Source organism: Spirosoma flavum, from assembly GCF_042686045.1.
GTDB lineage: Bacteria > Bacteroidota > Bacteroidia > Cytophagales > Spirosomataceae > Spirosoma > Spirosoma flavum.
Genome location: NZ_JBHUOM010000001.1, coordinates 958,252 through 978,533 on the forward strand (window position 1 = coordinate 958,252; position 20,282 = coordinate 978,533).

Below are 20,282 nucleotides of genomic sequence, written 5' to 3' on the forward strand. Positions count from 1 at the left end.
CCAAAAAAGGCCGATCCAGTGGATCGGCCTTTTTTGGTTATGCATGTTGTCGTTGGTGATTACCCTCCTGAATTTCTTCAATCATTTTGCGATTGAAAGCGGGTATATCGGCTGGTTTTCGGCTCGTTACCAACCCCTGATCCGTCACTACTTCCTCGTCTACCCAGTTGGCACCGGCATTACGGAGATCTGTCTGAATTGAGGGATAAGAAGTGAGCTTCCGTCCTTTAACAACGTCGGCCTCGATGAGCATAATTGGCGCGTGGCAAATGGCAGCTACAGGCTTATGCGACTCAAAAAAATGTCGAACGAACTGTACTGCTTTGGGTTCCGTCCGGAGTTTATCGGGGTTCATCACCCCACCGGGCAATAATAGAGCATCGTACTGATTTGGATCAGCGCCGGCAAGGGGTAAATCGGCGGGGAAGCTATCGCCCCACTCTGTTTCATCCCATCCTTTAACCTCTCCGCCATTAGGGGCAATTAAGTGCGTAACGGCACCAGCATCCTGTAATGCTTTGCGTGGTTCGGTCATTTCAACCTGTTCGAATCCATCGGTTAGCAGAATCGCTACCTTCTTTCCCTTCAATCGTTGCTGCGTTTCCATAATACGTTAAGAAGTTGGTTATGCTTATAGCAACTATAGAAATAAGCAGAAGGTTATTTCGACCTAGTAAGATGTAAATTGTGGGCCTGAAGCCTGATATGCCTGAATACTGCGCCTTAACAAGCCGTTTTCTGTCACGTTTGTATTATGAATTTTAACTCGTGCGAGAGCGCAACGGGTGCTATTACCGAATTCCGTAGAGCGCTTGAAAACCGGTGCCGAGCTAAGCCAGCCTGATTTCACAACGTTGTACAACACTGACGGAAAAGTATAAGCTGATTACTCTGAGCTGGAAGAAAAAACAAATGCCTAATTTTTAATTGGGTGTACCTAATCAAGAAGCCCCTTCTGAATGTTCAGAAGGGGCTTCTTGATACTTAATTATTTTCTCAGCAGATGAATTAAACCAGGACCGCTTTCAGGATCTGGTCCATAATCAGCCGCCCGTTGGTATTGCCAAGCGAGGGGTCTGAAGCTCGTTCCGGGTGAGGCATCAGTCCTAATACGTTCTTGTTTTTATTAGTCACACCCGCAATATTTTCTAGACTTCCGTTTGGATTGGCGGCTTCAGTAACGGCTCCGGTTTCGTCGCAATAACGAAACAGCACCTGATTATTGTCATTTAGTGCTTTCAACGTATCCGCATCAGCAAAATACCGACCATCGCCGTGAGCAATAGGTATCTTATAGGCTGCCTGATCCAATCCTGCCGTGAGCAAAGCATCGGTTGATTCGGGCTTTAAATAAATGTTTTTGCAAACATATTTCTGACTGCTATTCTGAAGCAGGACACCCGGCACTAGACGCGCTTCGGCCAGAATCTGGAAACCGTTGCAGATTCCCATTAAGTAGCCGCCCCGGTTAGCATGAGCAATAACTTCGTTCATAATTGGTGAGAACCGGGCTACTGCGCCCGTGCGAAGATAATCGCCGTAAGAAAATCCGCCGGGCAAAATAATAAAATCGCAGCCCTGCAAATCGTGCTCTTTGTGCCAGAGTTTTACAACTTCCTGGTCCATTAGTTCCAGCGTGTCTACTGCATCCTGATCGCAGTTAGAGCCGGGAAAAACAACAACGCCAAATTTCATAGCGGGGAGATTGCTAAATCGATGTAATACACAAAGATAACAGTTCAATCGCTACTTCTACCACTGATATAGGGTAGAGTGTACCTGAATGATCATGTTAGTCGGTTGGAAATGCCTGATTACTCGTATCGAACCTATTTCACTTCCACTGATTTTCCTGCGCTGGAAATGGTTTTCCCCTGCTCAAATGCCAAATCAATTCGGCCAAGATTAATACCGGCAAACCCAACCTGATTGATCCAGACGGGCTGCCCGTCGAGATTGTTAACGGCAACCGGGGCATCTAAGAATGTGTGCGTATGGCCGCCGATGATAAGATCGATATTTCTGGTTTTAGCCGCCAGTACATTATCGGAAACGGTTGGTTCATTGTATTTAAAACCGAGGTGAGACAGGCAAATGACGTAATCGCACTTTTTGTCACTACGCAATTTAGCCGCAATGTCGCTGCTAATTTCGATGGGGTCCAGATACTTCGTTTCCTTGTACGCGTCTCTAGGAATCAGTCCTTCGGGTTTAATTCCAAGGCCAAAAACCCCAATCCGAACACCGTCTTTGTCAAACACTTTGTAAGGCATTGTCCGCCCATCCATCACGGTGTTTTTAAAGTCATAGTTGGCAATAATCAGTGGAAAACTGGCCTTGCCAAATTGCGTGACCATGTTGTCAATACCACCGTCGAAATCATGGTTTCCGATGGTCCCGGCATCGTAGCCGAGCCGATTCATAGCCAAGATTTCGGGTTCGCCTTTATACAAGTTGAAATAAGGTGTTCCCTGAAAGATGTCACCCGCGTCGAATAGCAGTACGTTGCGAGGGCGACCATCCACTTGTTCCTGCCGTATTTGTCGGACGAGCGTGGCCCGGCGAGCAACCCCGCCCTTACCCGCGTTCCGACTCCCATCCATTGGAAACGGGTCCAATCGGCTATGCACATCGTTGGTGTGCAAAATAGTCAACGATGTTAATTTATTACGTACAGTACTGCTGGTTAATGCAGGGCGGGCCAGCACAGTTGGCGCAACTGAGCCGATCACAGCAGTTGTGCCTAGTAGTTTCAGAAATTGCCGTCTATTCGATACTAATGCGTCCATCAGAAACGGGATTAATAGGTTGACCGGTTTTGCCCCGCTGCCGGAAATAATCCAGCAAGGCATCCCGCATAAGATAATTAATGTTCTCGCTTTTGACGGGATTCTTCAAAAAACCGGCTTCGTCGCCCCCGTTGGCTACATAATCGCTCATGACAACGGTGTACGTTTCACTAGGCTGGAGTGTTCGCCCATTTGTGAACGTAACCGATTGTACTTGCTCGTCATGTATTTTAGCCCGTAATCCACCCACAACTAATTTGCCCCCTTTGGCGAAATGATTCAGCAATTGCTGGAGCATATCTCCTTTAACGGTCAACACTATTAGCTGATTGTCGAAGGGCATTACTTCGAAGATGGAGCCAATTGTAATATTTCCCTCTGGTAAATTACTCCGAATACCACCGTAGTTGAGATGCGAACAGTCAATTGGTTTTCCATAGCGTTGGGCAGCCTGTTGAAGTAGGGCATCTGTTAGCAAATCATTGAGCGGCCCCTCGGGCTGGCCTTTCTCAATGCGCCCGGTCGAGTGGGCCAGTACCTCATTCATGGTTTTGTCGAGACCTTGCCGGTAAGGTTGCAGAAAGTTAGCAACGCTACTGTCCGACGCAGCCGCCAGCGAGTCCACGCCAATGCGGTTCGCCGTCCGATTGGTAAGATGATAGCTCGGGTTACAGGCCGACAAGGCAGCCAGAGCCAGTAGCAGTAAGTGTTTTTTCATACGAAACGGCAAGTTCGGAAAGTCTGCGCAATCATGTGTTAACAAATTGTTAGAAACCACTGTCAACCTGTGCCATAACAACCTTAAAGGCTATTGCCCGGTAAAGGAATAAGGGTGTGCTCGGACATGTAAGTCACTTTACGAACCCGACTAAATCCGCCCAGACTAATTTGCATATTAATCAGGCCGCCTGAAAAAGACTGCACATCCAGAAGAGGACTGTACGATATCTTTGTCCGCACAAACCAAAAACTATCCTCCGAGCGGTCGCGCTTGCGGGTATTATCGCCCAACTTAATATCAAGTATAATTCCGATAGCTGGTGCGTGGTTGAGTAAGGATAAACCTTTGTAGCGTTCGTCGGTATGGTCTCGCGGGGATAGGTCGAGCAACCGATAGCCAACGTATGGAATCAGCCGACTACGGGGGGAGTCGCTTATAACATGGCCCAGACCCACTTCAAATAAGGTTGAACTGACGGTCATGTCTTTGTCCCAAGTCTGATTATGGAGTGAAAACCCCGACCGTAGGCTACCATTATACAGGGTTGGGTGGAGGAGTAACATCGTTCGCTGGAAGGCAATATCCAAACCAAATCCAATGCCTGCCGATGGGTTGAGCGTTTGCGCAAGCGGACCCGTTGGTAAAACACCACCTACACCCATGAACAAGCCGTAACCTATTTTCGATGAATGATAGGTTGTCACTAAATCGGGTGTATCATAGAAGCGTTGTGCCACCTGTAGCTGCCAGCGCTTTAGCACTGGCAAATCATCGCCACCACCCGTTTCGGCCCGAAACCGGTTGACTTCAGCACCCAGTTCGGCGTTAGTCAGGTATTCAATTTGAGTAGCCTGTTGTTTGAAGTGTCGGTCAGTGCGAAGCGCAATCAGTTTGGCTTTCATCAGCCGGGTATGTATTTCTACCAGATCAAACAAGACCTGATTATATGCTAATGTTCGTTCATTGCGAGCGGTTTCTGATACCCAAGATAAGTTACGAAACATCAGGCAGAAGGCATCAATGGCAGGCTGACTCCAAACTGACGTTGCCCGAACTTCATAGCCAATCTGATAGTAAAACTCGGACCCGCCCAACCCAGGTTGGGTTGGTGAGTGAAAATCAGCCAGTTGCAAGCGCCGGGTTGCTTGCCAGTGCAGCGTATCAATCGTCGCCTGCGCCGAGCTGAGCAGGGGAGACAAAAGCAGCACGAGGAGCAGGCGCTTCATTTCGAGTATCGTTACAGTAAATCGCTTAATCGTATTATGGAAACCTGAAAGTACATCTTTACCGCTCAATTCATCGCAAACCTTTGGTTTCAGGGTCACTGTTGGGGCGGCAAATTGTTGTTTGCTGATTAAGTGAATCAATACCCAGCCTAACCGAACGCCATTCTGCTGGTATTTCTCCTCTTTTGCGATAGATCAATTTTACTGATCAAATCAACATTCCTCAATCTCGTTTTTGTGTTGTCGGGCAACGCAAAAATAATCTGGCATCTGCCTCGCGTTCAAGGCGAAGTGAAGAATTCGCCTGACAGACTGCATAAAATTTATTGTCTGTCAGGCGATCATTCCAGTATATAGTAGGATTGAGCGGGAATATCATGGTCGAACATCGTTTCCTTAGGCCAATACTAGCAAATTTAACGCAAAAAAAGCGCGGCTCCCTTTCCGAAGCCGCGCCTAGTCACTTACGATGTACACTTTTTAGGGTGCTGACGCACAAATTATACATCTACTAATACCGATACATATCTGATTTGAACGGACCTGCAACCGGTACGCCGATGTAGTCGGCCTGTTCCTGCTCAAGTGGTTCGAGCCGGGCACCTACGTGAGCAAGGTGCATGGCAGCTACTTTTTCATCAAGAATTTTAGGCAGCACATACACTTTGTTTTCGTACTTGTCTGAGTTGGCCCACAGTTCAAGTTGCGCCAGAGTCTGGTTGGCAAACGAGCACGACATAACAAAGGAAGGGTGACCCATAGCACAACCAAGGTTTACCAGACGACCCTCGGCCAGCACAATGATGTCCTTGCCGTTTATCTCGTACATGTCCACTTGTGGTTTGATCTGGCTCTTCGTCTGACCGTAGTTTTGATTCAGCCAGGCCATATCAATTTCGTTATCGAAGTGACCAATGTTGCAGACAATAGCTTTGTCACGCATAGCCTCGAAGTGACGAGCCTTGATGATACCTACATTACCGGTTGCCGTTACAAAGATTTGGGCGCGGGGTACGGCTTCATCCATAGGAATAACTTCGAAACCATCCATAGCGGCTTGCAGGGCACAAATAGGATCAATTTCTGTTACCAAAACGCGGCAACCAGCACCCCGAAGCGACTCCGCCGAACCTTTGCCTACGTCTCCGTAACCGGCAACAACGGCTACTTTACCAGCCAGCATCAGGTCGGTAGCCCGGCGGATAGCATCCACCAGCGATTCGCGGCAACCGTACTTGTTATCAAATTTAGACTTAGTTACCGAGTCATTAACATTGATAGCCGGTAGGTGCAACGTGCCGTTTTTCATGCGCTCATACAGGCGGTGAACACCGGTAGTCGTTTCTTCAGACAAGCCTTTGATATTCTGAATCAACTCAGGATATACATCGAAAACCATATTGGTCAGGTCGCCACCATCATCAAGAATCATATTCAATGGCTGACGATCTTCGCCGAAGAACAGCGTTTGTTCGATGCACCAGTTGAACTCTTCTTCATTCATACCTTTCCAGGCATACACCGGAATGCCAGCGGCAGCAATCGCAGCAGCGGCATGATCCTGTGTCGAAAAAATATTGCATGACGACCAGGTTACGTCGGCACCCAGTTCGACCAGTGTTTCAATTAACACGGCCGTTTGAATGGTCATGTGCAGGCAACCGGCAACGCGTGCACCTTTCAAGGGCTGCGAAGGACCGTATTCGGCACGGAGAGCCATCAGACCCGGCATTTCGGCTTCAGCAAGTTTAATTTCCTTGCGGCCCCACTCGGCCAGCGCGATGTCCTTTACTTTATATGGGACGTAGGTTGACGTTTGCATAGTTGATTTTTGAGATGCCAAGGAGCGTTTGTATAGCCATAAAAACGACTGCCTTCGCGAGTTGATTTCTTAGGAAAGTGCAAAAATAAGGAGTGTAAGGCAGAATCCCTATCTGAAGGACAACTACTTTAGCAAGCGGAAAAATTATGTAGGCGAAAAATTTAAGGCTACTTACTTGATTTCAGTTTAAACTTATGCTAATTATGTAAGAACTTACGTAAGTTCTTACATAATATGGATTTTATGGCTGGAATGGCTGAGTTGGCGCTTGCCAGCCGACTCAGGCGATTAAGTGACCTTTATTGGCAGGGTGTAACGGCGACTTATCGGCAGACAGGCTTGGATTTCGATGTGCGCTGGGCAACCATTTTCGTTCTGATTTCTCAACATGGACCCGTTGCTGTTATGGAAATTGCCGACCGGTTAGGCATTACTCATCCGGCGGTAATTCAGGTGATTAATGAACTCGAAAAGCACGGTCTCATTGTATCCGCTAAGTCAGAACAGGATGGCCGCAAGCGGTTACTGACACTGAGTGAGGCCGGCCAAGCCATGTTACCCAAACTTCAGCCGCTCTTTGATGCATTCATTGCTGTCAATAAAAGTATGTTAGCCCATCAGACGCATAATCTATTGCTGTCGCTTCAGGAAATGGAAGCGCAACTTTCCGATCGAAGCTTTTTTGATCGGATTCAGGATCAATTGACTCGTAACACTAACTTATTGTAATGACATGAATGACGTTTACATTATTCCTTATTCACCTGAGTATCAGCCCGATTTTAAACGCTTGAATGTTAACTGGATTTCACACTTTTTTACGGTCGAACCGCACGACCTCGAACAGTTAGATCATCCTGAAGCACATATTATGCCGAACGATGACCAGATTTTTTTTGCTGGGATTGGCGATGAAATTGTTGGCTGTGTGGCCATGGTCAATATGGGAGAGACAGGTTTTGAACTGGCTAAAATGGCGGTTTCGCCGAGTGCTCAGGGCAAAGGTATTGGCAGAAAACTATGCTTGGCAGCTATTAACTACGCTCGACAATTAGGAATTAAAACCGTCTGGCTCGAATCCAATCGAATACTTACTCCCGCGCTGACGATGTATGCGAGTGTAGGTTTTTGTGAAGTGCCCAGCGTGCCAACACCCTACTCGCGCGCCGATATTCGGATGGAAATGACGCTCTAAATTGAGACACTTAAGTTAGTAGTTCTGCCGATTCCTGTTTAGTCGGTAGCGTATTTTGGCACATTAGCGGTCAGAACTTTTCCACCACACACATTCTGCAAAATAGTTGACTCTGTGTCGCAAACAACTGCATATCTTTACGTCGTACAGCAACCCTTACGGGTCTTTGCTACGTAAAAATAACTCAATATGAAAGCTATCTGGAACGGTGAAACTATCGCCGAAAGTAACGACACGGTTGTCGTTGAGAACAATCATTATTTTCCGAAAGATTCGGTAAAGGCTGACTATCTAACGGATAGCCAAACGCATACAACCTGCCCCTGGAAGGGTTTGGCATCGTATTACTCATTGACGGTAGATGGCAAGACCAATACGGATGCAGCCTGGTATTATCCTGATCCAAAACCAGCCGCGAGTCAAATCAAAGAGTATGTGGCTTTCTGGAAAGGCGTAAAAATAACCGAATGATTGACATTCAAAATCTGACTAAACGCTTTGCCTCGCACACGGCTGTTAACGAGGTATCGCTACGAGTTGGACCAGGTGAAACGTTGGTGTTGCTGGGGACTAGTGGCTGCGGCAAAACGACTACGCTTAAAATGATTAACCGGCTGATTGAACCCACAACGGGTTCAATCAGTGTGGATGGTATAGATGTTCGGCAGCAACCCGGTCCTGAATTGCGCCGACGAATTGGCTACGTTATTCAGGATGGGGGGTTGTTTCCACATTATACCGTTGCCGACGCAATTGCAACTGTACCAAAATTGCTCGGTTGGGAACCCGCCCAAATTCAGGAGCGAACTCGCGAACTGATTGACAAACTCCAACTACCCGCTTCAGTATTGACCCGCTATCCGGCTGAACTGAGTGGCGGCCAACGGCAGCGCGTCGGGTTGGCGCGGGCGTTGGCTGTTAAGCCGCCTGTGGTGCTGATGGATGAGCCGTTTGGCGCACTTGACCCTTTCACCCGTCGGCACGTTCGACGGGAATTATTCGGGCTAAATGAACTACGCGAAACGACCGTTGTGCTGGTAACACATGATGTAAATGAAGCCCTCGAACTAGCCGACCGTATTGCCCTCATGGACAAGGGACGCATCGTACAAATCGGCCCGCCTGACGAGTTGATGACTAATCCGGCTACTGATTTTGTACGCGATTTTCTGGATGATAAACCACTGCGAACCAAGTGATTTCGCCGGATTGATCAGCCCTTTTGTTAATGAAATTGTCTTCCCGGAACGGTACTTATTTTGCTGGAAACCGTAGTCTTTACTTGCGTATTTCGTTCAGTATGACATCAATTATTCATGACTGATTTTTTTGCTTTTATCCGCGACCATGCTAATAAATTACTGGAGCAAACCTTAACCCACATTTGGTTGACGTTTGTGTCATTGCTACTGGCATTGCTGATTGGTGTGCCGCTTGGCATTATTATCTCGCGCTGGACCCGGCTGGCGAGTGGTGTTTTGGGAGTTGCGGGTGTATTACAGACGGTGCCAAGCGTTGCACTATTAGGTTTCCTGATTCCTCTATTGGGCATTGGTATCGGTCCGGCGTTGGTTGCGTTATTTTTGTATGCGCTGTTGCCCATCATCCGAAACACTTACGTTGGTATTACAGAAGTTAGCCCGATGGTGAAGGAAGCCGCCAGGGGTGTGGGCATGACCGATAATCAAGTGTTAACTAAGGTTGAATTGCCATTGGCTCTGCCCGTTATTTTTGCGGGCATCCGTACGGCAACGGTCATTAATGTAGGGGTGGCAACACTGGCGGCTTATGTCGCTGCGGGTGGACTGGGCGAATTTATTTTTAGTGGTATCGCACTCAGCAACGTCAACATGATGCTGGCAGGGGCTATTCCGGCGGCTTTGCTAGCTGTTGGGTTTGATTTTGGACTAGCTCGTTTGCAACGATTGTCGGGCCGAAAACTTCGCGTTGGGGTACTGGCTTTCGTATTTCTAGTGCCCTTTCTATCGGCTTTTTATCTGTTACCGGGCCGACAAGACAAACTCGTTGCTGGCTTCGCGCACGAATTTTATGGACGGGCGGATGGCTATCCGGGTTTGCAGAAAACCTACGGCTTGCACCTGCGGCCTAAACTTATTGATCAGAACCTGATGTACGAAGCCATTCGTCGGGAGCAGGTTGACATTATCAGCGGCTACTCGACTGATGGCCGCATCAAAGCGTTCGACTTGCTGGTGCTGGCAGATAACCGCCACGCCTTTCCGCCCTACGAAGCGGCTCCGGTGGTTCGACAAACAACCCTTGCTCGCTACCCCGATCTCGGCCCGACGCTTAATCTGCTGGCTGGTAAATTGACTGATTCGGTCATGACTGCGTTGAATTACCGAGTCGATTATAAAAAAGAATCGCCGGAAATAGTAGCACGGAATTTTTTACAACGAGTTGGTTTATACAAAACTCCAGCCGCATTAGGTGACCGGTCAGAAACGGTTGTAATAGGTTCGAAAGTGTTTACGGAACAATATATTCTAGCCGAAATGTACCGCCAACTAATTGAAGGTCAAACCAACCTGCGGGTCGTGACAAAAACAGGTCTTGGCGGCACGCAAATCTGTTTTGATGCGCTACGCACCGGGGCAATTGATTTCTATCCCGAGTACACCGGCACCGGTTTGCTGGTCGTTCTGCAACCCTCGGCTACAACGCTCAAAACGCTGTCTATGCAATCGGACTCGGTTTACCAGTTTTGTCGGCGACAGTTTCAGGAAACGTATCAGCTCGACTGGTTAAAACCACTGGGTTTCAACAATAGCTATTGCCTGATGATGCGCCGGGAGCAGGCGAAACAATTGGGGATTCAGTCAATTGACGATCTGGTGCGCTATCTTGGCAAGAAATGATGATCTATTGGTACATTAATTGTTGAATTTTATCAGTCTGTTAGCCGTGGTTTTTGTGATGCATCAGTTTACTAATCGATACCAAGTGTATCCGTAACCTGGCACCTGAGCTGTGTACTCGCCTTTACTGCCAACCTGATGCTGTGTGTTATCCAACAGATTAAGCAACGTACTTTTGGGTTTCAGTATCTTACTTAACTGGCATTGCTGCGGGTCAGGGCTGAAGTTGTGTATCGTAACCAAGGAACGGCCTTTCCAGTCATACCGGATAGCCAATACGTGCTCTGATCCCGTGTCGAGGATATCCCATTTTCCCCAACCAATTTCAGGACATTGTTTGCGCAGACGGGCCAATCGGGTGATTTTGTTTAGTAGCGAAGCGGAGTCGGAACGTTGAGAGGCTACGTTAACCTGAGTATAGCGATATGGGCCCTTGCTTATGACAGGCCGAACCAGCTTGGCCGCGCCCGAAAATCCTCTGTTGAGTCTAGTTGACCAATGCATTGGCGTTCGAATTGACAGACGCTCTTTCAACGTAAGATCGTCGCCCATACCAATTTCTTCACCGTATCGGATAACCGGCATACCGGGCAATGAAAACAGCATACTGTACGCCAACTCAATCAAACGGCGATCACCAAGCATAGGAGCCCCAGTCGGCGACGGATGCCTCGTTTGTAAAGTTGTATGGTTGTATCGGGACCGCATTTAGCATAAACCTGATCCCGTTCTTTATCGCTTAGTCGCCCTAAATCTACTTCGTCATGGTTGCGCAGAAAATGAGCCCACTGAGCCGTTGGTGGAATATTTTTGGTGTCTTCCAGTGCTTTTCTAAGCAATTTTACTTCGCTTGTTGCCAGGGCGTAAAAGAGGTGCTGGTTAGTGAAAAAATTGAACATCGTCTGCATGTTCTGGCCATCTTTCCCGAAATAAGGCTCCTGATCTTTCGGATCGACGTTAGCTTCCCCCAGTAAAATAGCATCCCGTTTATGCCATTGACTGTATTGGTGTAATTGTGTAATAATATCGAACTGATATTCAGGCTTCTCTGGATCGAAGTCGGGGTAGCAATTTCAATTAGAAAGGAAACCGCGTCCACCCGAAAGCCGGCAATTCCTTTATCCAGCTACCATCTTCCCCATAAACAGCCTACTGTATTAAAGGTCAATGAGCGGTCTTTGCCTTTTATTTTACGGATGCATGGTCAACTGCTCCACCATTAGTTGCTGCATCTGTTGCCAAGTATAGTCCCGGGACTGTTCAAAATTATCCAGGGCCGTTTGATCTGATATTTACTTCCTTCTTCAATTACTAAGTTAGACTCAACGTGTTGTTGGAAGCAACGGAAGTAAAGTAATTAATTGAGATCCAATTTAAGTACTGCTATTGGCAGAACATTAAATAAGTCTGCTATGACAATCCCATTGGCGACCTTACCCATACTATTCAGCAATTGGTGATGCCATTGTTTGGGCGCTTCAGCAGGCATGATAATACGTGTGTCCTGCCAGTCCAGAGTGACTATCTCGTCTGGTTGTTTGCTACCCAATTGAGATAGGCCCAGTGGCACCGCAATAACATACCAAGTCTGTTTATACTGTCGGGCAAATGCCAGTACATGCTTTTTGTAACGGCCCTCTACTAACAACGGAATATAATTACCGTTGGCAAAGAGATCGGGATGTTGATTGCGCTCGGTCAATAGGGTATGCACCAGCCAAAGTTTAATGTGGGCATTATACCGCGTTTTCCATAGCTCACGCCATATTGTTTCAGCATCGCCCTGCATCCCTTTATTCAGCCATCGCTGGCGCAAATCAAAGTCAACTGGACGGCGATTATCGGGGTCTACCAGACTCAAGTCCCAACCTTCACAGCCCTGATAAATATCGGGCAGGCCGGGGCAGGTACATTTAAGAACAACCTGCACTAAAGAGTTAATAATACCGAAGTCAGCTATCCGTTGATGAAAAGCCTGAAAACTGTCCCAGAAGGGCCTTTTCTTATCCAGTAACTGCGTAGCGAATGCTATGGTTGCTTCTTCATACCTTTCGTTAGGCGCATCGTAGGTCGAATTTCGCTTGGCTTCCCGCATCGCTTTTTGCAGGTATTCTGTCAGCCGGTCAGGAAAATCATCCTCGTCCTGATCAGGCATCGGGTAAGCGCCAAGCAGCGTCTGATATATAAAATATTCGTCGTTTGGGTCAGGAGAAGCTTCATCGGGCAGATCTTGGCCGGGAGTTGTGTTTTGTTTAAGGTCAACGTTTAGTTGCTGCCACTCCTGCACAACGCTGACCCATTCATCGGCCAGATCGGTGAGCACATTCAGACGACTTCTTACATCTTCGCCCCGTTTGGTATCGTGGGTTGAGGTGGCGTTGAGCGCCAGCGGCCAATGAGCCTGCCGACCACTCATTTTCTGATGAAACGTATCGACTGTAAGGCCAAAGTAGTCAGGAGAGTCACCCACTTCGTCATGTCCGATAAAGCGGTTGTAGGTGTACATGAGCGTATCTTCAACGCCCTTAGCCATCAGCGGCCCAGTAAATTGCATACAGCGCTGGTAGAAACGCAATGCCTTGTCGTTGTAATCTTTTTTTTCTGACTGTGGTTTTTGCAGTAAGGCATCTTCCAGAAAATTAACCGCGGGTGCCAACGCTGGTTTTCTCTTTCTAACCCGCTTGAAAATAGCACCCACTGCTGTTGTTTCGACTGTGCTCAAGGGCATCTGGTTGCCATAGTACCGATACACCGGACACTGAATTAAAAACTCACCGATTGCTGCTTTTAGATGATCAGGTGATACCTCCGCTAACCGCTTTTTGTCAATCAGTTTCAATGTCAGAAAAAGCTTATACAGGTTGTCTAGCTCGCCTTTCATATGCTGGTTGAGGATATAACCTTTCTTGTCGTACAACTCCTGATGCACTACCGTTTTCTTTCCCAGCAGGCTCTGATAGAACCGGGTAAAAGTGATTTCACTGTCAGTTCGGGTGAATAGGTTGTTAACCATCGACAAATATGCATAACCTGTTGCTCCCTCAATAGGCCAGTAAGAAGGAAGCTCTTCGTCGTTTTGAAGAATTTTTTCGACGGCTATGTACGTGTCCTCTCCCGCCAGTTTCCGAAGTCGCTTTAGGTAGCCACTGGGATCATACAGGCCATCGATATGATCGACTCGCAGCCCGTGAAAAATGCCTTCGTCAAGCAATGCTTTAGGAAGCGCGTGAATCTGTTCAAAAACAACCGGGTTTTGAATGTTAACACAGATTAGAGCATTGACCGTAAAAAAGCGTCGGTAATTAATTTGCTGGTCTGTCTCTCCATGATAACACAGCCGGTACGCCTGCTCGTTGGTAATTTGCTGCATACAGTTGGGTCGTGTATTAACCGATGTTATGCAACGCTTGATATAGGCTTTTGTCGTAGCCTCCTCCATCAACTTGGCAAGTGTTTGCTGACAGTGAGTGCTTTGCCGAGTGTAGACCTGTGGATCGATGGTTTTTTGAAGTTGTTTAACTTGGTCAAGCAGTTCCTGAACAGCCTCATTGGGGCCACCTTTACCCGCCTGCAAAATGGTAGCGTAAGAGCGCACATGTAACGGATAAACCGTATCGTAGTAGGTAATGACGAACTTGCTGCCTTGGTAGGCCACCGCTAAATCGCCTTTTTCGAGTGTTTCTTCTAATGAAGAACCCAGAAAAGGAACCATGAGCCGTCCTTCATACACCGGGCTAGTCCAGTCTATATCAAAAAATGGTGCATAAAGCGATAATTGACCCTTCTCCATAACATCCATCAACCAGTGGTTATTGGGATGAAAGGCCATGTGATTAGGCACAATATCCTGTATCCAGCGCATGCCCCGCCGGGTAAGCTTCTGACTAATGGACCGTAGTTGCGCTTCCGTACCAATTTCGGGACTAATTTGCTGGGGGTTTACCGAATCGTACCCATGCAGGCTACCTGGCACGGCCTCAACAATGGGGGAGGCATAAATGGTGCGAACACCAAGTTTGTCCAGATAGGGAATAATGGGCTCAAAATCAAGAAAGGTAAAGCCGCGGTGAAATTGGATCCGGTAGGTGGAAACGAGATTTTTCATGATTTTGGGCATAAAGAATAAATGACTCAGCTTGAAGTCGTATGGTTTCAGAGCCAGATACGAATTCGGGAGCTGTACTGGTCTCCAATTTTGGGTGCAGTTGCCACTGCGGATCGGCCGAATCGAGAAGTTTTTGCCAGAGTGTGTGTTCGTCTCCGACTATCTGTAAGGGTATGGATTGTGGTTGTTTGGCGAAATTCATCAAACAAAGTACATGCTGATCCTCGTGCCATCGGTGTATAGTGAGGGTTTCTTTTTCGGGGTCGTCAATTACATCTATTTGCTGACGATCCAGGTGATAGAGAGCCGGTAGCTGTTGGCGCAGGGCAATCAGGGTCTGGTAGTACCATAGCAGGCTTTGATGAGGAGATTGCTCCAGCAGATTCCATTGCAGTTTAGCCTCTTTATACGTTTCTTCTGTTTGTGGATCAGCTACCTTCTCATCTGGGTGAGACGTGGCAAACTCTTCCTGACGACCCTGCCGCACGGCATCAATCAATTCGGGTTTGGAATAACTTACGAAATAAAAAAATGGGTTGGTTTCGCCCCACTCTTCGCCCATAAATAACAGGGGAATATAAGGGCTGACCAATACCGCTCCCGCCAGTAATTTTAGGGCATTGTAGCTGTATAGCTGGCTCGAACGCTCACCTTGCTTTCTATTACCCACCTGATCATGGTTCTGCGAAAAGACGATAAACTTCTGGCCCGAATCTATATCGGCTTTACGGCCAAAGAACTTCTTGCGTACGGTCGAGAACTGCCCATCATAAACATATCCATCCCGGTAGGACTTAGCCAGATTAGCCAGCCCATCAAAATCGGCATAATAGCCTGTTTTCTCCTCTCCGATGGCAACCCGCAACGAATGATGAAACTCATCCATCCACTGAGCATTCATGCCGTAACCCTGTCTGGTTAAGGGGTCAATAAAGCGGGGATCGTTCAAATCGCACTCAACCAACAGATGGTGCTGACGGCCGGTTATTTCCATCAATAAATCGACCTGTTGCCGAAGTTCCTGCAGAATATGAACGGGGCTAAAGTCTTTAAAGGCATAAACGGCATCCAACCGCAGGGCATCAACGTGGAAATCCCGAAACCACATCAACGCGTTTTCGAGTACATAGTGCCTGATACCATCACACCAGGCATCGTAAAAATTAATGGCCTTCCCCCAAGGTGTATGATATTTATCGGTTAAGTAGGGGCCAAACTCACTGACGTAACTTCCTTCGGGTCCAAAGTGATTATAGACTACATCCAGCACGACAGCGATGCCTCTAAAATGGCAGGCATTAATCAGGTGTTGCAGGGCATTGGCACCGCCATAGGAGTTTTGAACAGCAAATGTATAGACCCCATCATAACCCCAATCACGGGTATCCGAGAATTGGGCCACAGGCATGATTTCAATGGCATTTATACCCAACGCTTTCAGATAGTCCAGTTTGCTTTCCAGGCTCTGGAAGGTTCCTTCGGGCGTGAAGGTGCCGGTGTGAATCTCGTATAGCAGGTATTTTTCTAACGGAGGGTTGACCCAACTCTGATCTTCCCAACGAAAAGAGGCTGTATCAATCGCCTGTGAGGGGCCATGCACCCCTTGCGGTTGGCAAAGCGATATCGGATCGGAATACTCCTGTTGGCCATTGAGTATGAACGTGTACAGGTCATTGGGCCTGATTTGGCTAGTTGTTAATCGCCAATACCCCAGCTCTTCTTTTTTTAAGGGAATAGCGGCTGGATTTCCATAAATCTTAATGGCAACATGTATGGCCAGAGGTGCCCATACCACTACATTCGCCTGATTTGCAGTCGGGAAGCTTACCCCAAGTGAGCGCCTATCGCTGGTAATGAGGTGCGTCATACGCGTAAAAGATTTATAGCGTTCTCGGCAGGCTTAACGCTGTGCGGCCAGTTGGACTCATCTCTGAGAATACAACATGGGCCAATGCCTGTTTTCTTTATTAAACAGGCATGCAGTAACAGACGTCGATTAAGAAGAATGTGAAGTGAGGCAACGGCTCTATAGCCAATCTAAAGCGGGAAAGTAGGAAAAATAGGTCACGTTTACACCTTATTCTTCACTGGGTTTAGGCTTTTCTACCTTCCTACGGCCAGTTGTATGAGTTGAACGACAGCATTACTCGACAGATAAACGGAGCTTTCCTAATAAGAATCACAGATTGATAAAAGGACTCTACCCTAAATAGAAGAGGTTTACAGAAAGCCATTATCCTGCACAGGAAGTGTAGAACCACATGGTATACCTTACTTTTTACTCACAAACTTATTTCCTTTTATATAATATCGGTACAGCAAATCGGCGCCCAGTGTCAAGCCGATGCGCGTGGTGGTAACCATATCGAAGTCGTGCAAAACCGGCCCACGAATGTAAATCTCCCCTGTTGTCAGTGACGAAGAATTGTGCTCCTGCCGGTTGATACCCATCGCAATAGTTAGTTTGCCGGGGCCGTTTGTGAGATTACGCTGGCCATCAGCTGTGGTCGAATCAATGGTATTGTTACGGTATCGTTCAAAGCCGATTTTGAAAGCTTCGTTTCGCCGAAGTCCCATCAGGTCAAGGCCTTCTGTCGGTTCGAGCGCGCGAATTAGCACTGCTTCGCCTACACCCTCCGGTCCCGTTACAACGTTGATGCAGTTGTAGTGGTTATAAATCTGATACACGTACAGCATTCCAGCCGGGCCAAACATCGCTGCGTTTCGGGGCGTTTGCCGCCGATAAGCATGGCAGGCCGGATCGTCGGTGAGGTAGCCCTCCGTCTCCGTAATAATTCCCGCGGTAACGCCTTCCTGCGTTTCGTGAACAAGTTCGCAGCCGAGCAGAAGCTGAGCCAGCGTCAGTGTGTCGTGGGATTGATAAAAATCGAGTGCGAGTTTCGACATATCTCCTAGATCACGTTCATTGTCTGCTCTTTAATTTTCTCCAGTTCATCTTTCATCTGAACCACAAACCGCTGAATGGATGCGTCGTTGGCTTTGGAACCGATCGTATTTATTTCGCGGCCGATTTCCTGCGAGATAAAATTCAACTTTTTACCGTTGGCTTCTTCTGTTGCCAGTACTTCCAGAAAATAACTGAGGTGGTTTTTGAGCCGGACTTTCTCTTCCGAAATGTCGAACTTCTCGACGTAATAGACTAACTCCTGTTCAAAGCGATTCTGGTCAAACGTTTCGCTCTCTAACAACTCCCGCACGGAGTTACGCATTCGGTCCCGTACGGCTGGAATCCGCCGAACATCGTGTTCTTCTATATCCGCCAGGCGGTCGGTAATAATCTGGATATACTCCTGAAATTTGCTTTCTAAAACAGCGCCATCCTGTTTGCGAAAACCATCGCACCGGCGAATGGCTTCCTGCACAGCCGCCACCACTGTTGACCAGTCTGATGAATCGGCTGTGGAATCAGCCGATTCAGAGAGGTACGCATTGGGCTGTTGCAGAGCCAGTTGCAGTACATCGCTGTCGGGTATACTCATCAACATAGTGTTGGCCGTTTCTTTGATATCATAAACGTAAGCCAAGACGAGTGGTCTGTTAATCGTAATGCTTGGCCGAACGGCGTTTGTTCGGGCAAGGTTAAGCGAAAGTTCAACTTTGCCACGCTCCAGTTGTTGAGTCAGCAATGCCCGTAACTCAATTTCTTTGTCGGAGAATTGACGGGGCATTCGGCAATAAATGTCTAAAAACTTAGAATTCAGTGTTTTAACTTCAGCTGTTACAGACAGACCACCGGCCTCCACCGTTGCGTTGCCGAAGCCGGTCATTGATTTGAGCATTTGTAATGAGTTTTACTATGTAGTTTGTGGGTGGCAGACGCATGGCTATTTTTTGTCCATTACGCACAAACCATGATATATGTTTAAATGGATTGTCTTTTCAAGGCTCCTGCTTCCAGTTCCAAAAACTCTTTCCGGTTTCGGGCAATGTCAATGGCAGTATAAATAGCTTGCAGCATGGATGTTTCATCGGCTAGGTCTTTACCCGCAATATCATAGGCAGTGCCATGATCTGGCGACGTTCGGACAGCAGACATTCCAGCCGTAAAGTTGACCCCTTCTTCAAAAGCAATGGCTTTAAACGGAATCAGGCCCTGGTCGTGATACATAGCCAATACCGCGTCGAACTTCGTATAGGCTCGTGTACCAAAGAAACCATCGGCGGGGTAGGGGCCAAACACCAACTGACCTTTGTCTCGCCATTCAGCAATAAGCGGCTTTATGATGTCATTTTCCTCCGTACCCAGCAGCCCTTCTTCGCCCGCGTGTGGATTGAGACCCAGTACCGCAATTTTTGGCTTTTCGATGCCGAAATCCTGCTTCAACGACTGCATCATCAAGGTTAGTTTCTGGGCAATTCGTTCGCGGGTAACATTCTGCCGAACGCGTCCCAACGGTACGTGTCCTGTTACAACGCCTACGCGCAACGTCTGGCTCACCAGAAACATCAGGTTGTCCTGTACGCCAAATTCCTTCGCCAAATACTCGGTATGCCCAGGAAATTTAAACTCCTCCGACTGAATATTATTTTTATTGATAGGTGCTGTCACTATAGCATCTAGTTTGCCGTCTTTCAAATCATCGACGGCCCGCTGCAAACACGCAAAAGCGGCCTGCCCGGCGTCGGGGGTTACCTGCCCTGGCTGAATATCCTGATTTTGATCGGGCCAGCACGTAATAACGTTCGTGAGCTTATGACTGATTTGCCCGACAGTCTGAGCACCATTGAGGTTCCAGTCTTTTAAGTTTAGCAAATTACGATAACGGTTCAAAATCCGCATAGACCCGTAGATCACAGGCGTGCAGATTTTCTGTAGACGGTTATACTGCAAGGCTTTCAGAATCACTTCGGGCCCAATTCCATTATAATCGCCGAGTGAAATGCCAATAATTAACCGATCTTCCCGCCCGACATTTTCAGTTGGTTGTAACGACTGATTGTCATCATCGTTTTGCTCCAAATCACCTGGCATGAATTCGCGTTCGCGTTGTCCATTTCGGGTGGCGTTTGTTGGGCGGTTACGGTCGGGCTGGTTATCCTCGCGCTGGCGATTTTCACTAGACCGTTGGCCGTTGTTGGGTTGCCCGTCGCGTTGATTTTTAAACCGCTGCCCAGGTCGGGGTGTCCCTTCTGGCCGATCGACTGGAGCAGTACCGGCCTCCTCCTCACCGGCAGGCCGTTCGTTACGACCAGTCCGATTTGGTTGCTGTCGGTTGTCGCGTTGATTGGCACTTCCTTCGCGTGGGCCGCTATTTCGTGACCCACCATCGCGTGGTTCGCCATTGCGATTACGCTCATTTCGAGGTTCACCGGTGCGAGGTTCGCCAGTGCGATTCTCGCGCTTTGGCCCTTCCTTCTGATTACCGACAGGTTGGTTCCCCATCTGTTGTGAGGGTATTGATCCGGTTTCGTCCACTTGCGTATTATCTGGTCGGGCGTTTGTGATGGGCGCGGCTGACGGAGTCGTACGGGGTGGGTTCGATTCTTCGGATTGGCGTTGTTCCATGCACTTTTTGTAGTTTCG

General features: G+C 47.9%; 18 protein-coding genes. 5 read left to right on the plus strand and 13 right to left on the minus strand.

Going from position 1 to position 20,282, the window contains the following annotated elements; translation table 11 throughout:
- Positions 1-37 precede the first annotated feature (37 nt).
- From ACFS25_RS03855 to ahcY, 6 genes are all read right to left on the minus strand, one after another.
- Positions 38-607: a type 1 glutamine amidotransferase domain-containing protein gene (locus tag ACFS25_RS03855; protein ID WP_381497083.1), complete on the minus strand. Its 570-nt coding sequence runs from the start codon at positions 605-607 to the stop codon at positions 38-40.
- A gap of 401 nt (positions 608-1,008) precedes the next feature.
- Positions 1,009-1,695 (minus strand): phosphoribosylformylglycinamidine synthase subunit PurQ, encoded by a 687-nt coding sequence (gene purQ, locus ACFS25_RS03860; RefSeq protein ID WP_381497084.1) that lies wholly within the window; start codon positions 1,693-1,695, stop codon positions 1,009-1,011.
- A 134-nt stretch (positions 1,696-1,829) separates the two neighbouring features.
- Positions 1,830-2,789: a metallophosphatase gene (locus ACFS25_RS03865; protein WP_381497085.1), complete on the minus strand. Its 960-nt coding sequence runs from the start codon at positions 2,787-2,789 to the stop codon at positions 1,830-1,832.
- Entirely contained in the window at positions 2,767-3,507 is a 741-nt protein-coding gene (locus ACFS25_RS03870; RefSeq protein ID WP_381497086.1) for a 5'-nucleotidase C-terminal domain-containing protein, read from the minus strand. Before ACFS25_RS03870 ends, ACFS25_RS03865 begins: the two co-directional genes overlap by 23 nt.
- An 83-nt stretch (positions 3,508-3,590) precedes the next feature.
- Positions 3,591-4,835, minus strand: a complete 1,245-nt coding sequence (locus ACFS25_RS03875) for a hypothetical protein (RefSeq protein WP_381497087.1) — start codon at positions 4,833-4,835, stop codon at positions 3,591-3,593.
- A gap of 412 nt (positions 4,836-5,247) precedes the next feature.
- Entirely contained in the window at positions 5,248-6,558 is a 1,311-nt protein-coding gene (gene ahcY / locus ACFS25_RS03880; protein WP_381497088.1) for an adenosylhomocysteinase, read from the minus strand.
- A gap of 234 nt (positions 6,559-6,792) precedes the next feature.
- Between ahcY and ACFS25_RS03885 the strand changes: the two genes are divergently transcribed.
- From ACFS25_RS03885 to ACFS25_RS03905, 5 genes are all read left to right on the plus strand, one after another.
- Entirely contained in the window at positions 6,793-7,287 is a 495-nt protein-coding gene (locus tag ACFS25_RS03885; protein WP_381497089.1) for a MarR family winged helix-turn-helix transcriptional regulator, read from the plus strand.
- A 4-nt stretch (positions 7,288-7,291) separates the two neighbouring features.
- The gene (locus ACFS25_RS03890; protein WP_381497090.1) at positions 7,292-7,753 is read left to right on the plus strand and encodes a GNAT family N-acetyltransferase; all 462 of its coding nucleotides are present in this window, start codon (positions 7,292-7,294) and stop codon (positions 7,751-7,753) included.
- 189 nt (positions 7,754-7,942) lie between these two features.
- Positions 7,943-8,224 carry a DUF427 domain-containing protein gene (locus tag ACFS25_RS03895; RefSeq protein WP_381497091.1) on the plus strand — a complete coding sequence of 94 codons (282 nt, stop codon included), beginning with the start codon at positions 7,943-7,945 and terminating at the stop codon, positions 8,222-8,224.
- Entirely contained in the window at positions 8,221-8,952 is a 732-nt protein-coding gene (locus tag ACFS25_RS03900; protein WP_381497092.1) for an ABC transporter ATP-binding protein, read from the plus strand. The genes ACFS25_RS03895 and ACFS25_RS03900 overlap by 4 nt, the downstream gene beginning before the upstream one ends.
- Before the next feature lie 117 nt (positions 8,953-9,069).
- Positions 9,070-10,632 carry an ABC transporter permease/substrate-binding protein gene (locus tag ACFS25_RS03905; RefSeq protein WP_381497093.1) on the plus strand — a complete coding sequence of 521 codons (1,563 nt, stop codon included), beginning with the start codon at positions 9,070-9,072 and terminating at the stop codon, positions 10,630-10,632.
- 63 nt (positions 10,633-10,695) lie between these two features.
- Here the strand turns inward: ACFS25_RS03905 and ACFS25_RS03910 are convergent, their stop codons facing one another.
- The 7 genes from ACFS25_RS03910 to pdxA form a co-directional block, all read right to left on the minus strand.
- Complete coding sequence (locus tag ACFS25_RS03910) at positions 10,696-11,277, minus strand: alpha-amylase family glycosyl hydrolase (protein WP_381497094.1); 582 nt, start codon at positions 11,275-11,277, stop codon at positions 10,696-10,698.
- The gene (locus ACFS25_RS03915; RefSeq protein WP_456242995.1) at positions 11,256-11,657 is read right to left on the minus strand and encodes a hypothetical protein; all 402 of its coding nucleotides are present in this window, start codon (positions 11,655-11,657) and stop codon (positions 11,256-11,258) included. The genes ACFS25_RS03910 and ACFS25_RS03915 overlap by 22 nt, the downstream gene beginning before the upstream one ends.
- Positions 11,658-11,989: 332 nt before the next feature.
- Entirely contained in the window at positions 11,990-14,737 is a 2,748-nt protein-coding gene (treY, locus tag ACFS25_RS03920) for a malto-oligosyltrehalose synthase (protein ID WP_381497096.1), read from the minus strand.
- The gene (gene treZ / locus ACFS25_RS03925) at positions 14,679-16,604 is read right to left on the minus strand and encodes a malto-oligosyltrehalose trehalohydrolase (protein WP_381497097.1); all 1,926 of its coding nucleotides are present in this window, start codon (positions 16,602-16,604) and stop codon (positions 14,679-14,681) included. The genes treY and treZ overlap by 59 nt, the downstream gene beginning before the upstream one ends.
- A 404-nt stretch (positions 16,605-17,008) precedes the next feature.
- Entirely contained in the window at positions 17,009-17,644 is a 636-nt protein-coding gene (locus ACFS25_RS03930) for a DNA-3-methyladenine glycosylase (protein ID WP_381497098.1), read from the minus strand.
- Positions 17,645-17,649: 5 nt separating this feature from the next.
- Positions 17,650-18,537: a YicC/YloC family endoribonuclease gene (locus ACFS25_RS03935; RefSeq protein WP_381497099.1), complete on the minus strand. Its 888-nt coding sequence runs from the start codon at positions 18,535-18,537 to the stop codon at positions 17,650-17,652.
- Between the two features lie 83 nt (positions 18,538-18,620).
- Positions 18,621-20,264, minus strand: coding sequence for a 4-hydroxythreonine-4-phosphate dehydrogenase PdxA (pdxA, locus tag ACFS25_RS03940; protein WP_381497100.1), 1,644 nt, complete (start codon positions 20,262-20,264; stop codon positions 18,621-18,623).
- Between the last annotated feature and the right edge of the window lie 18 nt (positions 20,265-20,282).

Excerpts from the sequence above, each read along its gene's own strand:
- ACFS25_RS03905 (WP_381497093.1), top strand. The coding sequence starts at position 9,070 with ATGACTGATTTTTTTGCTTTTATCCGCGACCATGCTAATAAATTACTG.
- ACFS25_RS03855 (WP_381497083.1), bottom strand. The coding sequence starts at position 607 with ATGGAAACGCAGCAACGATTGAAGGGAAAGAAGGTAGCGATTCTGCTA.
- pdxA (WP_381497100.1), bottom strand. The coding sequence starts at position 20,264 with ATGGAACAACGCCAATCCGAAGAATCGAACCCACCCCGTACGACTCCG.
- ACFS25_RS03900 (WP_381497092.1), top strand. The coding sequence starts at position 8,221 with ATGATTGACATTCAAAATCTGACTAAACGCTTTGCCTCGCACACGGCT.
- treY (WP_381497096.1), bottom strand. The coding sequence starts at position 14,737 with ATGAAAAATCTCGTTTCCACCTACCGGATCCAATTTCACCGCGGCTTT.
- ACFS25_RS03930 (WP_381497098.1), bottom strand. The coding sequence starts at position 17,644 with ATGTCGAAACTCGCACTCGATTTTTATCAATCCCACGACACACTGACG.
- ACFS25_RS03895 (WP_381497091.1), top strand. The coding sequence starts at position 7,943 with ATGAAAGCTATCTGGAACGGTGAAACTATCGCCGAAAGTAACGACACG.
- ACFS25_RS03870 (WP_381497086.1), bottom strand. The coding sequence starts at position 3,507 with ATGAAAAAACACTTACTGCTACTGGCTCTGGCTGCCTTGTCGGCCTGT.
- ACFS25_RS03935 (WP_381497099.1), bottom strand. The coding sequence starts at position 18,537 with ATGCTCAAATCAATGACCGGCTTCGGCAACGCAACGGTGGAGGCCGGT.
- treZ (WP_381497097.1), bottom strand. The coding sequence starts at position 16,604 with ATGACGCACCTCATTACCAGCGATAGGCGCTCACTTGGGGTAAGCTTC.
- ACFS25_RS03890 (WP_381497090.1), top strand. The coding sequence starts at position 7,292 with ATGAATGACGTTTACATTATTCCTTATTCACCTGAGTATCAGCCCGAT.
- ACFS25_RS03865 (WP_381497085.1), bottom strand. The coding sequence starts at position 2,789 with ATGGACGCATTAGTATCGAATAGACGGCAATTTCTGAAACTACTAGGC.
- purQ (WP_381497084.1), bottom strand. The coding sequence starts at position 1,695 with ATGAAATTTGGCGTTGTTGTTTTTCCCGGCTCTAACTGCGATCAGGAT.
- ACFS25_RS03885 (WP_381497089.1), top strand. The coding sequence starts at position 6,793 with ATGGATTTTATGGCTGGAATGGCTGAGTTGGCGCTTGCCAGCCGACTC.
- ACFS25_RS03910 (WP_381497094.1), bottom strand. The coding sequence starts at position 11,277 with ATGCTTGGTGATCGCCGTTTGATTGAGTTGGCGTACAGTATGCTGTTT.
- ahcY (WP_381497088.1), bottom strand. The coding sequence starts at position 6,558 with ATGCAAACGTCAACCTACGTCCCATATAAAGTAAAGGACATCGCGCTG.